General features: G+C 52.2%; 9 protein-coding genes. 6 read left to right on the forward strand and 3 right to left on the reverse strand.

The window, feature by feature from the left end:
* The first annotated feature begins 39 nt into the window (after positions 1–39).
* The 6 genes from rplK (at position 40) to rpoC (ending at position 11,048) form a co-directional block, all read left to right on the forward strand.
* Positions 40–468: a 50S ribosomal protein L11 gene (rplK, locus tag ABFI50_RS10175; protein WP_008503452.1), complete on the forward strand. Its 429-nt coding sequence runs from the start codon at positions 40–42 to the stop codon at positions 466–468.
* A gap of 3 nt (positions 469–471) precedes the next feature.
* Entirely contained in the window at positions 472–1,176 is a 705-nt protein-coding gene (gene rplA / locus ABFI50_RS10180) for a 50S ribosomal protein L1 (protein ID WP_013095000.1), read from the forward strand.
* A 291-nt stretch (positions 1,177–1,467) separates the two neighbouring features.
* Positions 1,468–1,965 (forward strand): 50S ribosomal protein L10, encoded by a 498-nt coding sequence (rplJ, locus tag ABFI50_RS10185; protein WP_004097644.1) that lies wholly within the window; start codon positions 1,468–1,470, stop codon positions 1,963–1,965.
* 66 nt (positions 1,966–2,031) lie between these two features.
* Positions 2,032–2,400 carry a 50S ribosomal protein L7/L12 gene (rplL, locus tag ABFI50_RS10190; RefSeq protein ID WP_014882064.1) on the forward strand — a complete coding sequence of 123 codons (369 nt, stop codon included), beginning with the start codon at positions 2,032–2,034 and terminating at the stop codon, positions 2,398–2,400.
* Positions 2,401–2,719: 319 nt separating this feature from the next.
* Complete coding sequence (gene rpoB / locus ABFI50_RS10195; RefSeq protein WP_014882065.1) at positions 2,720–6,748, forward strand: DNA-directed RNA polymerase subunit beta; 4,029 nt, start codon at positions 2,720–2,722, stop codon at positions 6,746–6,748.
* A 76-nt stretch (positions 6,749–6,824) separates the two neighbouring features.
* Positions 6,825–11,048, forward strand: a complete 4,224-nt coding sequence (gene rpoC / locus ABFI50_RS10200; RefSeq protein WP_014882066.1) for a DNA-directed RNA polymerase subunit beta' — start codon at positions 6,825–6,827, stop codon at positions 11,046–11,048.
* A gap of 58 nt (positions 11,049–11,106) precedes the next feature.
* On the opposite strand, the gene ABFI50_RS10205 is transcribed toward rpoC, so the two are convergent.
* The 3 genes from ABFI50_RS10205 to ABFI50_RS10215 all read right to left on the reverse strand — a co-directional run bounded on the left by ABFI50_RS10205 (position 11,107) and on the right by ABFI50_RS10215 (position 13,422).
* Positions 11,107–11,424: a PTS lactose/cellobiose transporter subunit IIA gene (locus tag ABFI50_RS10205; protein WP_008503455.1), complete on the reverse strand. Its 318-nt coding sequence runs from the start codon at positions 11,422–11,424 to the stop codon at positions 11,107–11,109.
* 4 nt (positions 11,425–11,428) lie between these two features.
* Complete coding sequence (locus tag ABFI50_RS10210) at positions 11,429–11,734, reverse strand: PTS sugar transporter subunit IIB (protein ID WP_014882067.1); 306 nt, start codon at positions 11,732–11,734, stop codon at positions 11,429–11,431.
* Between the two features lie 146 nt (positions 11,735–11,880).
* The gene (locus tag ABFI50_RS10215; RefSeq protein WP_014882068.1) at positions 11,881–13,422 is read right to left on the reverse strand and encodes a sensor domain-containing diguanylate cyclase; all 1,542 of its coding nucleotides are present in this window, start codon (positions 13,420–13,422) and stop codon (positions 11,881–11,883) included.
* Positions 13,423–13,715 lie beyond the last annotated feature (293 nt).

A 13,715-nucleotide genomic window follows, 5' to 3' on the forward strand; every position in this document is an offset into this window, starting at 1 on the left:
CCTCCCTGAGGCGCTATTACCCAATCAGAGGATTTTAGAATGGCTAAGAAAGTACAAGCCTACGTCAAGCTGCAGGTTGCAGCTGGTATGGCGAACCCAAGTCCACCAGTTGGTCCAGCTCTGGGTCAGCAGGGTGTGAACATCATGGAATTCTGTAAAGCGTTCAACGCCAAAACCGAATCCCTGGAAAAAGGTCTGCCAATCCCAGTTGTAATCACTGTTTACGCTGACCGTTCTTTCACTTTCGTTACCAAAACCCCTCCAGCAGCAGTTCTGCTGAAGAAAGCGGCGGGTATCAAGTCTGGTTCCGGTAAACCGAACAAAGACAAAGTGGGTAAAATTTCCCGCGCTCAGCTGCAGGAAATCGCGCAGACCAAAGCTGCCGACATGACTGGTGCCGACATTGAAGCGATGACTCGCTCCATCGAAGGTACTGCACGTTCCATGGGCCTGGTAGTGGAGGACTAAGAAATGGCTAAACTGACCAAGCGCATGTCCGTGATCCGTGACAAAGTTGATGCGACCAAACAGTACGACATCAACGAAGCTATCGCTCTGCTGAAAGAACTGGCTACTGCTAAGTTCGTTGAAAGCGTTGACGTTGCTGTTAACCTGGGCATCGATGCTCGTAAATCTGATCAGAACGTTCGTGGTGCAACTGTACTGCCACACGGTACTGGCCGTTCCGTTCGCGTAGCTGTATTTACTCAGGGTGCTAACGCAGAAGCTGCTAAAGCTGCTGGCGCTGAACTGGTAGGTATGGAAGATCTGGCTGACCAGATCAAGAAAGGCGAAATGAACTTCGACGTTGTTATCGCATCTCCAGATGCAATGCGCGTTGTTGGCCAGCTGGGCCAGGTTCTGGGTCCACGTGGCCTGATGCCAAACCCGAAAGTGGGTACTGTAACGCCTAACGTTGCTGAAGCGGTTAAGAACGCTAAAGCAGGTCAGGTTCGTTATCGTAACGACAAAAACGGCATCATCCACACCACCATCGGTAAAGTGGACTTTGACGCTGACAAACTGAAAGAAAACCTGGAAGCTCTGCTGGTTGCGCTGAAAAAAGCAAAACCAACTCAGGCGAAAGGCGTGTACATCAAGAAAGTTAGCATCTCCACCACCATGGGTGCAGGTGTTGCAGTTGACCAGGCTGGCCTGAGCGCTGCTGCAAACTAATGCCTTTACGTGGGCGGTGATTTTGTCTACAATCTTACCCCCACGTTTGCTAACAAAAGTTAGCGGCTAAAAGAATTGTTCGTTGGAGCCTGGCCTAATCCAGGCCTCCGTCGAAGACCGCAGGTGTTTCGCAAGAGACTTAATCCCCTGCGTAGACGGTGACAGAACGCTAAGATTATTTTTGGATATTCTGGCTTGTTTCTGCTCACCGTATTAAGACGCTCTTTCCGTTTGGGAGAGTGAAGTGAGTTCCGGAACATGAGTTCCGGCAAACATCCAGGAGCAAAGCTAATGGCTTTAAATCTTCAAGACAAACAAGCGATTGTTGCTGAAGTCAGCGAAGTAGCCAAAGGCGCGCTGTCTGCAGTAGTTGCGGATTCCCGTGGCGTTACTGTAGACAAAATGACTGAACTGCGTAAAGCAGGTCGTGAAGCTGGCGTATACATGCGTGTTGTTCGTAACACCCTGCTGCGTCGCGTAGTTGAAGGTACTCCTTTCGAGTGCCTGAAAGACACGTTTGTTGGTCCGACCCTGATTGCATACTCTATGGAACACCCGGGCGCTGCTGCTCGTCTGTTCAAAGAGTTCGCGAAAGCGAATGCAAAATTTGAGGTCAAAGCTGCAGCCTTTGAAGGTGAGTTGATCCCGGCATCGCAAATAGATCGCCTGGCAACCCTGCCGACCTACGAAGAAGCAATTGCACGCCTGATGGCAACCATGAAAGAAGCTTCGGCTGGCAAACTGGTTCGCACTCTGGCTGCTGTTCGCGATGCAAAAGAAGCTGCTTAATCGCAGTTATCTTTATAAAGCATTTGCTTACGTATAAACTTATTCTGATTTTCAGGAACAATTTAAATGTCTATCACTAAAGATCAAATCATTGAAGCAGTTGCCGCTATGTCCGTAATGGACGTTGTAGAACTGATTTCTGCAATGGAAGAAAAATTCGGTGTTTCTGCTGCTGCCGCTGTAGCTGTTGCTGCTGGCCCAGCTGCTGACGCTGCTGAAGAAAAAACTGAATTCGACGTAATTCTGAAAGCTGCAGGCGCTAACAAAGTTGCTGTTATCAAAGCAGTACGTGGCGCAACTGGCCTGGGTCTGAAAGAAGCTAAAGACCTGGTAGAATCTGCTCCAGCTGCGCTGAAAGAAGGCGTGAGCAAAGACGACGCAGAAGCACTGAAAAAATCTCTGGAAGAAGCTGGCGCTGAAGTTGAAGTTAAATAAGCCAACCCTTCTGGTTGCAGCCTAAGCAATTAGGCTGATGGCTGGTGACTTTTTAGTCACCAGCCTTTTTGCGCTGTAAGGCATCAGTAGCATTTCACACTGTTTGACTGCTGATTGTCCTGACAATGCATGTTTCTATCGACGACTTAATATATTGCGACAGGGTGCTCGCTCTGTGTAAATCGCGACGAAATGATTTAAGCGTGATAGCAACAGGTATTGCGGAAAGTATTCAATTTTCCGGTCCACAAAATGGTGTTGCACAAACTGTCCCTTCGTCGGACAGATGGGTCGACTTGTCAGCGAGCTGAGGAACCCTATGGTTTACTCCTATACCGAGAAAAAACGTATTCGTAAGGATTTTGGTAAACGTCCACAAGTTCTGGACATTCCATATCTCCTTTCTATCCAGCTTGACTCGTTCCAGAAGTTTATCGAGCAAGATCCTGAAGGGCAGTACGGTCTGGAAGCCGCCTTCCGTTCCGTGTTCCCGATTCAGAGCTACAGCGGTAACTCCGAGCTGCAGTACGTCAGCTACCGCCTTGGCGAACCGGTGTTTGACGTTCAGGAATGTCAGATCCGTGGCGTGACCTATTCCGCACCGCTGCGCGTAAAACTGCGTCTGGTGATCTACGAGCGCGAAGCGCCGGAAGGCACCGTAAAAGACATTAAAGAACAAGAAGTCTACATGGGTGAAATTCCGCTCATGACAGACAACGGTACTTTCGTTATCAACGGTACTGAGCGTGTTATCGTTTCCCAGCTGCATCGTAGCCCGGGCGTCTTCTTCGACAGCGATAAAGGTAAAACACACTCTTCCGGTAAAGTACTGTATAACGCACGTATCATTCCTTACCGTGGTTCATGGCTGGACTTCGAGTTCGATCCAAAAGACAACCTGTTTGTCCGTATCGACCGTCGTCGTAAGCTGCCTGCAACCATCATTCTGCGTGCGCTGCAATATACCACTGAGCAGATCCTGGACCTGTTCTTTGAGAAAGTGATCTTTGAAATCCGCGACAACAAGCTGCAGATGGAGCTGGTGCCGGAACGTCTGCGTGGTGAGACCGCGTCGTTCGACATCGAAGCCGACGGCAAAGTGTATGTGGAAAAAGGTCGCCGTATCACCGCGCGCCACATCCGCCAGCTGGAAAAAGATGATATCAAACACATCGAAGTTCCGGTTGAGTACATTGCAGGAAAAGTAGCCGCGAAAGATTACGTTGATGAATCAACTGGCGAGCTGATCTGCCCGGCTAACATGGAGCTGAGCCTGGATCTGCTGGCTAAGCTGAGCCAGTCTGGCCACAAACGTATCGAAACGCTGTTCACCAACGATCTGGACCACGGTCCTTATATCTCTGAGACTATCCGCGTCGACCCAACGACCGATCGTCTGAGCGCGCTGGTTGAAATCTACCGCATGATGCGTCCTGGTGAGCCACCAACTCGCGAAGCGGCTGAAAGCCTGTTCGAGAACCTGTTCTTCTCCGAAGACCGCTACGATTTGTCCGCGGTAGGTCGTATGAAGTTCAACCGTTCTCTGCTGCGTGATGAGATCGAAGGTTCCGGTATCCTGAGCAAAGACGACATCATCGAAGTGATGAAGAAGCTCATCGATATCCGTAACGGTAAAGGCGAAGTGGACGATATCGACCACCTCGGCAACCGTCGTATCCGTTCCGTAGGCGAAATGGCGGAAAACCAGTTCCGCGTTGGCCTGGTACGTGTTGAGCGTGCGGTTAAAGAGCGTCTGTCTCTGGGCGATCTGGATACCCTGATGCCTCAGGATATGATCAACGCCAAGCCGATTTCTGCGGCAGTGAAAGAGTTCTTCGGTTCCAGCCAGCTGTCTCAGTTCATGGACCAGAACAACCCGCTGTCTGAGATTACGCACAAACGTCGTATCTCTGCACTCGGCCCAGGCGGTCTGACCCGTGAACGTGCAGGCTTCGAAGTTCGAGACGTACACCCGACGCACTATGGTCGCGTATGTCCAATCGAAACGCCTGAAGGTCCAAACATCGGTCTGATCAACTCCCTGTCCGTGTACGCACAGACAAACGAATACGGTTTCCTCGAAACCCCGTATCGTAAAGTGACCGACGGTGTTGTAACCGACGAAATTCATTACCTGTCTGCTATCGAAGAAGGCAACTACGTTATCGCTCAGGCGAACTCCAACCTGGATGACGAAGGCCACTTTGTAGAAGATCTGGTTACCTGCCGTAGCAAAGGCGAATCCAGCTTGTTCAGCCGCGACCAGGTTGACTACATGGACGTATCCACCCAGCAGGTGGTATCCGTCGGTGCGTCCCTGATCCCGTTCCTGGAACACGATGACGCCAACCGTGCATTGATGGGTGCGAACATGCAACGTCAGGCCGTTCCAACTCTGCGTGCTGATAAGCCGCTGGTTGGTACCGGTATGGAACGTGCTGTTGCCGTTGACTCCGGTGTTACTGCAGTTGCTAAGCGTGGCGGTACCGTTCAGTACGTTGACGCATCCCGTATCGTTATCAAAGTTAACGAAGACGAGATGTATCCGGGCGAAGCGGGTATCGACATCTACAACCTGACCAAATACACCCGTTCTAACCAGAACACCTGTATCAACCAGATGCCTTGTGTATCTCTGGGTGAGCCAGTTGAGCGCGGCGACGTGCTGGCAGACGGTCCGTCCACCGACCTCGGTGAACTGGCGCTCGGTCAGAACATGCGCGTAGCGTTCATGCCGTGGAACGGTTACAACTTCGAAGACTCCATCCTCGTCTCCGAGCGTGTGGTTCAGGAAGATCGTTTCACCACCATCCACATTCAGGAACTGGCATGTGTGTCCCGTGACACCAAGCTGGGGCCAGAAGAGATCACGGCCGATATCCCTAACGTGGGTGAAGCAGCGCTCTCCAAACTGGATGAATCCGGTATTGTTTACATCGGTGCGGAAGTGACCGGCGGTGACATTCTGGTTGGTAAGGTAACGCCGAAAGGTGAAACCCAGCTGACGCCAGAAGAGAAACTGCTGCGTGCCATCTTCGGTGAGAAAGCGTCTGACGTTAAAGACTCTTCTCTGCGCGTACCAAACGGTGTTTCCGGTACGGTTATCGACGTTCAGGTCTTCACCCGTGATGGCGTTGAGAAAGATAAACGTGCGCTGGAAATCGAAGAGATGCAGCTCAAGCAGGCCAAGAAAGACCTGTCTGAAGAACTGCAGATCCTCGAAGCAGGTCTGTTCAGCCGTATTTATGCGGTGCTGGTTGCCGGTGGCGTTGAAGCTGAGAAGCTCGACAAACTGCCACGCGATCGCTGGCTGGAACTGGGCCTGACCGACGAAGAGAAACAGAATCAGCTGGAACAGCTGGCTGAGCAGTATGACGAACTGAAACACGAGTTCGAGAAAAAACTCGAAGCGAAACGCCGCAAAATCACTCAGGGCGACGATCTGGCACCAGGCGTGCTGAAGATTGTTAAGGTGTATCTGGCCGTTAAACGTCAGATCCAGCCTGGTGATAAGATGGCAGGTCGTCACGGTAACAAGGGTGTTATCTCTAAGATCAACCCGATCGAAGATATGCCGCACGATGCTAACGGTACGCCGGTAGATATCGTACTGAACCCACTGGGCGTACCGTCTCGTATGAACATCGGTCAGATTCTGGAAACCCACCTGGGTATGGCTGCGAAAGGTATCGGCGACAAGATCAACGCCATGCTGAAACAGCAGCAGGAAGTCGCGAAACTGCGCGAATTCATCCAGCGTGCCTACGATCTGGGTACCGACGTTCGTCAGAAAGTCGACCTGAACACCTTCAGCGATGAAGAAGTGCTGCGTCTGGCAGAGAACCTGCGCAAAGGTATGCCAATTGCAACGCCGGTCTTCGACGGTGCAAAAGAAGCTGAAATTAAAGAGCTGCTGCAACTGGGTGGTCTGCCAACGTCTGGTCAGATTACGCTGTTTGACGGCCGTACCGGTGAACAGTTTGAGCGTCCGGTAACCGTAGGTTACATGTACATGCTGAAACTGAACCACCTGGTCGACGACAAAATGCACGCTCGTTCTACCGGTTCTTACAGCCTGGTTACTCAGCAGCCGCTGGGTGGTAAGGCACAGTTCGGTGGTCAGCGCTTCGGGGAGATGGAAGTGTGGGCGCTGGAAGCATACGGCGCGGCATACACCCTGCAGGAAATGCTCACCGTTAAGTCTGATGACGTGAACGGTCGTACCAAGATGTATAAAAACATCGTGGACGGCAACCATCAGATGGAACCGGGCATGCCAGAGTCCTTCAACGTACTGTTGAAAGAGATTCGTTCGCTGGGTATCAACATCGAACTGGAAGACGAGTAATTCTCGCTCAAACAGGTCACTGGTGCCGGGTTAACCCCCGGCACCGGATTGTGCTAACTCCGACGGGAGCAAATCCGTGAAAGATTTATTAAAGTTTCTGAAAGCGCAGACTAAAACCGAAGAGTTTGATGCGATCAAAATTGCTCTGGCTTCGCCAGACATGATCCGTTCATGGTCTTTCGGTGAAGTTAAAAAGCCGGAAACCATCAACTACCGTACGTTCAAGCCTGAGCGTGACGGCCTTTTCTGTGCGCGTATTTTCGGGCCAGTAAAAGACTACGAGTGCCTGTGCGGTAAGTACAAGCGCCTGAAACACCGTGGTGTGATCTGTGAGAAGTGTGGCGTTGAAGTGACCCAGACCAAAGTGCGTCGTGAGCGCATGGGCCACATCGAGCTGGCGTCTCCGACTGCGCACATCTGGTTCCTGAAATCTCTGCCGTCCCGTATCGGTCTGCTGCTGGATATGCCGCTGCGTGATATCGAACGCGTACTGTACTTCGAATCTTATGTGGTTATCGAAGGCGGTATGACGAACCTGGAACGTCACCAGATCCTGACTGAAGAGCAGTATCTGGACGCGCTGGAAGAGTTCGGTGACGAATTCGACGCGAAAATGGGTGCGGAAGCTATCCAGGCCCTGCTGAAGAGCATGGATCTGGAGCAAGAGTGCGAGCAGCTGCGTGAAGAGCTGAACGAAACCAACTCCGAAACCAAGCGTAAAAAGCTGACCAAGCGTATCAAACTGCTGGAAGCGTTCGTTCAGTCTGGTAACAAACCAGAGTGGATGATCCTGACCGTTCTGCCGGTTCTGCCGCCAGATCTGCGTCCGCTGGTTCCACTGGATGGTGGTCGTTTCGCGACGTCTGACCTGAACGATCTGTATCGTCGCGTCATTAACCGTAACAACCGTCTGAAACGTCTGCTGGATCTGGCTGCGCCGGACATCATCGTACGCAACGAAAAACGTATGCTGCAGGAAGCGGTAGATGCCCTGCTGGATAACGGTCGTCGCGGTCGTGCGATCACCGGTTCTAACAAGCGTCCTCTGAAATCTTTGGCCGATATGATCAAAGGTAAACAGGGTCGTTTCCGTCAGAACCTGCTCGGTAAGCGTGTTGACTACTCCGGTCGTTCTGTTATCACCGTAGGTCCATACCTGCGTCTGCATCAGTGCGGTCTGCCGAAGAAAATGGCACTGGAGCTGTTCAAACCATTCATCTACGGCAAACTGGAACTGCGTGGCCTGGCCACCACCATCAAAGCCGCGAAGAAAATGGTTGAGCGTGAAGAAGCTGTCGTTTGGGATATCCTGGACGAAGTGATCCGCGAACACCCGGTACTGCTGAACCGTGCACCAACCCTGCACCGTCTGGGTATCCAGGCATTTGAGCCAGTACTGATCGAAGGTAAAGCTATCCAGCTGCACCCGCTGGTTTGTGCGGCGTATAACGCCGACTTCGATGGTGACCAGATGGCTGTTCACGTACCGCTGACGCTGGAAGCCCAGCTGGAAGCGCGTGCGCTGATGATGTCTACCAACAACATCCTGTCCCCAGCGAACGGTGAGCCAATCATTGTTCCTTCTCAGGACGTTGTACTGGGTCTGTACTACATGACCCGTGACTGTGTTAACGCCAAAGGCGAAGGCATGGTGCTGACTGGCCCTAAAGAAGCTGAGCGTATTTATCGCGCTGGCCTGGCCTCTCTGCATGCGCGCGTTAAAGTGCGTATCACTGAATACGAAAAAGATGCAAACGGCGAATTCGTTGCGCACACCAGCCTGAAAGACACGACCGTTGGCCGTGCCATTCTGTGGATGATCGTACCGAAAGGTCTGCCTTTCTCCATCGTCAACCAGGCGCTGGGTAAGAAAGCGATCTCCAAAATGCTGAACACCTGTTACCGCATTCTGGGTCTGAAGCCGACCGTTATCTTCGCTGACCAGACAATGTACACCGGCTTTGCTTATGCAGCGCGTTCAGGTGCATCTGTTGGTATCGATGACATGGTCATCCCAGAGAAGAAACACGAGATCATCTCTGAAGCGGAAGCTGAAGTTGCTGAGATCCAGGAGCAGTTCCAGTCTGGTCTGGTAACCGCGGGCGAACGCTATAACAAAGTTATCGATATCTGGGCTGCGGCGAACGATCGTGTATCCAAGGCGATGATGGATAACCTGCAGACCGAAACCGTGATTAACCGTGACGGCGTAGAAGAGCAGCAGGTTTCCTTCAACAGCATCTACATGATGGCCGACTCCGGTGCGCGTGGTTCTGCAGCACAGATTCGTCAGCTGGCAGGTATGCGTGGTCTGATGGCGAAGCCAGATGGCTCCATCATCGAAACGCCAATCACCGCGAACTTCCGTGAAGGTCTGAACGTACTCCAGTACTTCATCTCCACGCACGGTGCGCGTAAAGGTCTGGCGGATACCGCACTGAAAACAGCGAACTCCGGTTATCTGACGCGTCGTCTGGTTGACGTTGCACAGGATCTGGTCGTAACTGAAGACGATTGTGGCACCCTCGAAGGTATCACCATGACCCCGGTTATCGAGGGTGGTGATGTTAAAGAGCCACTGCGCGATCGCGTACTGGGTCGTGTAACCGCGGAAGACATTCTGAAGCCGGGTACCGCAGACATTCTGGTTCCACGCAACACGCTGCTGCACGAACAGTGGTGTGACCTGCTGGAAGCGAACTCTGTTGACTCCGTGAAAGTGCGTTCCGTTGTATCCTGTGACACCGACTTTGGTGTTTGTGCGCACTGCTATGGTCGTGACCTGGCGCGTGGCCACATCATCAACAAAGGTGAAGCTATCGGCGTTATCGCGGCACAGTCCATCGGTGAGCCAGGTACACAGCTGACGATGCGTACGTTCCACATCGGTGGTGCGGCATCTCGTGCGGCTGCTGAATCCAGCATTCAGGTGAAAAACAAAGGTAGCATCAAGCTCAGCAATGCGAAGTCGGTTGTTAACTCCGCAGGCAAGCTGGTTGTGACCTCTCGTAACACCGAGCTGAAGCTGATCGACGAATTCGGTCGTACCAAAGAGAGCTATAAAGTACCTTACGGTGCGGTTATGGCGAAAGGTGATGGCGAGCAGGTTGCCGGCGGTGAAACCGTTGCAAACTGGGATCCACACACTATGCCGGTTATCACCGAAGTAAGTGGTTTCATCCGCTTTACTGACATGATCGACGGCCAGACCATTACTCGTCAGACCGACGAGCTGACCGGTCTGTCTTCTCTGGTGGTTCTGGATTCTGCTGAACGTACTACCGGTGGTAAAGATCTGCGTCCTGCACTGAAAATCGTTGATGCTCAGGGTAATGACGTTCTGATCCCGGGTACCGATATGCCTGCGCAGTACTTCCTGCCGGGTAAAGCGATTGTACAGCTGGAAGATGGCGTACAGATCAGCTCTGGTGACACCCTGGCGCGTATTCCTCAGGAATCCGGCGGTACCAAGGACATCACCGGTGGTCTGCCACGCGTTGCGGACCTGTTCGAAGCACGTCGTCCGAAAGAGCCGGCAATCCTGGCTGAGATCAGCGGTATCATTTCCTTCGGTAAAGAGACCAAAGGTAAGCGCCGTCTGGTTATCACTCCAGTAGATGGCAGCGAGCCGTACGAAGAGATGATTCCTAAGTGGCGTCAGCTCAACGTGTTCGAAGGTGAACGTGTAGAACGTGGTGACGTTGTTTCCGACGGTCCAGAAGCGCCGCACGACATCCTGCGTCTGCGTGGTGTACATGCTGTTACCCGTTACATTGTTAACGAAGTACAGGACGTATACCGCCTGCAGGGCGTTAAGATTAACGATAAACACATCGAAGTTATCGTTCGTCAGATGCTGCGTAAAGCAACCATCGAAAACGCAGGCAGCTCTGAGTTCCTCGAAGGCGAGCAGGTTGAATACTCACGCGTCAAGATCGCTAACCGCGACCTGGAAGCGAATGGCAAAATCGGTGCGACTTACGCGCGCGATCTGCTGGGTATCACCAAAGCGTCTCTGGCAACCGAGTCCTTCATCTCTGCAGCATCGTTCCAGGAAACGACTCGTGTCCTGACCGAAGCGGCTGTTGCAGGTAAACGTGATGAACTGCGCGGTCTGAAAGAGAACGTTATCGTGGGTCGTCTGATCCCAGCGGGTACCGGTTATGCATACCATCAGGATCGTATGCGTCGTCGTGCTGCGGGCGAACTGCCAGCTGCACCGCAGGTGACTGCTGAAGATGCATCCGCGAGCCTGGCAGAACTGCTGAACGCAGGTCTGGGCGGTTCCGACAACGAGTAATCGTTGATGCCGTAAATAAAAAACCCGCCTCGGCGGGTTTTTTTACATCTGCATTTTTTCAATTTACTAATGGGATCCGTCGATAAAGCTCAATCATGTCGCCTGCCAGATCCTGAATCACCATGGCGTTCATCAGGTGGTCCTGAGAGTGAACGGTTATCAGGTTGACCGGGAGCTTGCCGGTTCCTTCGTCAAGACCGATAAGCTGTGTCTGGATCGTATGCGCATGCTTCACATATTCGCGAGACTCTTCCATTGCTTTTTCGGCTTCGTCGAACTCACCTTTGCGGGCCATTTGTAATGCCGTAAGCGCGGCACTTCGCGCCGCCCCGGCGTTAACCAGCAGTTCCATGATCGTTGTCTCTAAATCTTCCATGAGGTCACTCCAGCAGTTTGAGGGCTTTTTCCAGTACGGCATCGCCTTTCATCATGCCGTAGTCCATCATGTCGATCACCGCGACTTTTTTGCCCAGTGGGTCAGCCTGTGCCTGCAGTTTTGCCTGCTCGTATTTAACCTGTGGCCCCAGCAATACGATGTCGGCCGTCGCGATGTTGTCTTTAAACTCCGCAACCGGAACGGCTTTAATGGTGACTTCAACCCCTTTTTTCTGCGCGGCGTCTTTCATACGTTGAACCAGCATGCTGGTTGACATTCCCGCTGCACAGCATAAAACGATGTTCTTCATAATCAGCCTCGATCTACATGTGTTTATTGATAATTATCCCGTGCAGACCGCTTCAACAACCGCTTTACCGCGATTGTGTGTCAGGCATCACAAAGAAAACGGCATTTTCCTGAAACCGGTTACAATTCTGACGGGAGGAGAGAAAATTAGGCGACGGTTGTTCGAACAATGCGGTTTTTTCCCTGCTGTTTAGCGCTATAAAGCGCGTTATCGACACTTCCCACCAGGTGTTCCAGCGGTTCGAAGTGCCATTCCCCCAGACCCGCACTGAACGTAACGTGCAGGTTTTCTTCCCGCCAGACGCGCCTTTCAACGGCGGTGCGCCAGGCGTCAAGCAATGAGAATGCGGCAGCGATCTGCTCGGCCTGGAAGATCACCGCGAACTCTTCTCCACCGTAGCGATAGACCGAGATGTTGTGTGGCTGCATTATCTGGATCCCTTCGCGCGCCACATTACGCAGGACAATGTCACCACTCAGATGTCCCCATGTGTCGTTAATCGATTTGAAGTTATCGATATCAATCAGCGCCAGTGCGAAAGGCTGGTGGGCGATCAGCAGTTCATCCACATCATTGTCAAACGCGCGGCGGTTTTTGCAGCCGGTCAACGCATCGTGAGTCGCCTGGCGAACATACGCCATCTCCCGCTCTTTATTGGACTGAATCGTGTGGCTCAGCATTGCTTCCAGACGCGGTGCCTGGCTGACATCGCCCGTTTTGATCGCATTGATAATGGTCATCAATACGGTACGCGAGGCATGACGCAGATAAAGACCAAAGAGAATGATGATGATGGCTGCCAGCGCGAAGCCCCAGCCAACGATAGTGGTTTCGTGGCGGGTGATATCGGTAAGCGTCGCGCCAGATACCCGATAGATAACAAACCAGTCCGGGTTCGTGAAAGAGTAGTAGTAATACCAGGCATTGGTTTTCCGGTCGTAAAGATGGCCTTCGCCGCTGGTCATTTTGTCCATCAGCGCTTCGCTCACGTACTTTTTGAACAGTGCGCCTGTATCTGGGTGCAGCACGACGGTCCCGTCGCGTTCGACGACGAAGAATTCCCCTTGTACGGGGGCCACCATTTGTCGAAGGGTATACCCCATCGACGTCAAATCAAGATGAAAAGCGAGGGTTCCCTTGAGTCTGCCTTCTGTTGAAATCAATGGCTTATAAAGCGTAACTGTCGGATGCCCGGTAAAGTAGTCCGTATAATGATGGGTATAATGGCTGAAAATACTGGCTTCTGCGTGCGCGACAAACCACGGGCGCGTCCGCGGATCGACGTTTTTACTCTTTTCCGTGGGAGGCGCTTCTGGTGCGTGTAAATAATGCCCCTCTGTGTCGGCCAGCGAGATGGATGACACGGTCGGCATCAGGTTTTGCAAATGCATCAACATCTGCAGCCCTTGCGTCGGGTTGACGTTGAGCGTCTCATTCAGTATCTCGCTGCGGGCAAAGTACATCGCAGAGCGACCAAGGATATAGTCGTTTTCACGCAGGATTGATTCGGTATAGTTAACCGCCAGGTTATGCGTGAAGTTACTGTTAATCTTGTGATAATCCTCAAGGAAATCCTTTCTTTGCGAAAGAGAGACCACGACCGCGATCAGCGCAAAACTGCACAGGATCCCCGCGAAGCTGAGCATGATTGGCCGGGTAAAAGAGAGCTTTTTGCTGTGAAGTGCCATGAGTTGTACATCGATCCTGATGGTGAATACTTTTTGTCTGCCGATATCCTCTCAGCATAGTCGCTGTCCTGCGGTTCGCGGTGAATTATACGGAACACGATTTTCGGCAAGATGATTTATCTTAAGAATCACTAAGAAATTCCTTATCCATGTTTTTGCCGCCCCATTTATGCAAGAAATCGGAGGCAGGGCGAAACGAGGAAGAAGCTTTTCGCCCTGGCCAGCATCCCTTGCTGACCGGATGACAATAAAAAACCGGACAATCGCTGACAATCGTCCGGTTTTAGCTTTCC

The sequence above is a fragment of the Enterobacter sp. HNDS-6 genome (assembly GCF_039850505.1).
Taxonomy (GTDB): Bacteria; Pseudomonadota; Gammaproteobacteria; order Enterobacterales; family Enterobacteriaceae; genus Enterobacter; species Enterobacter kobei.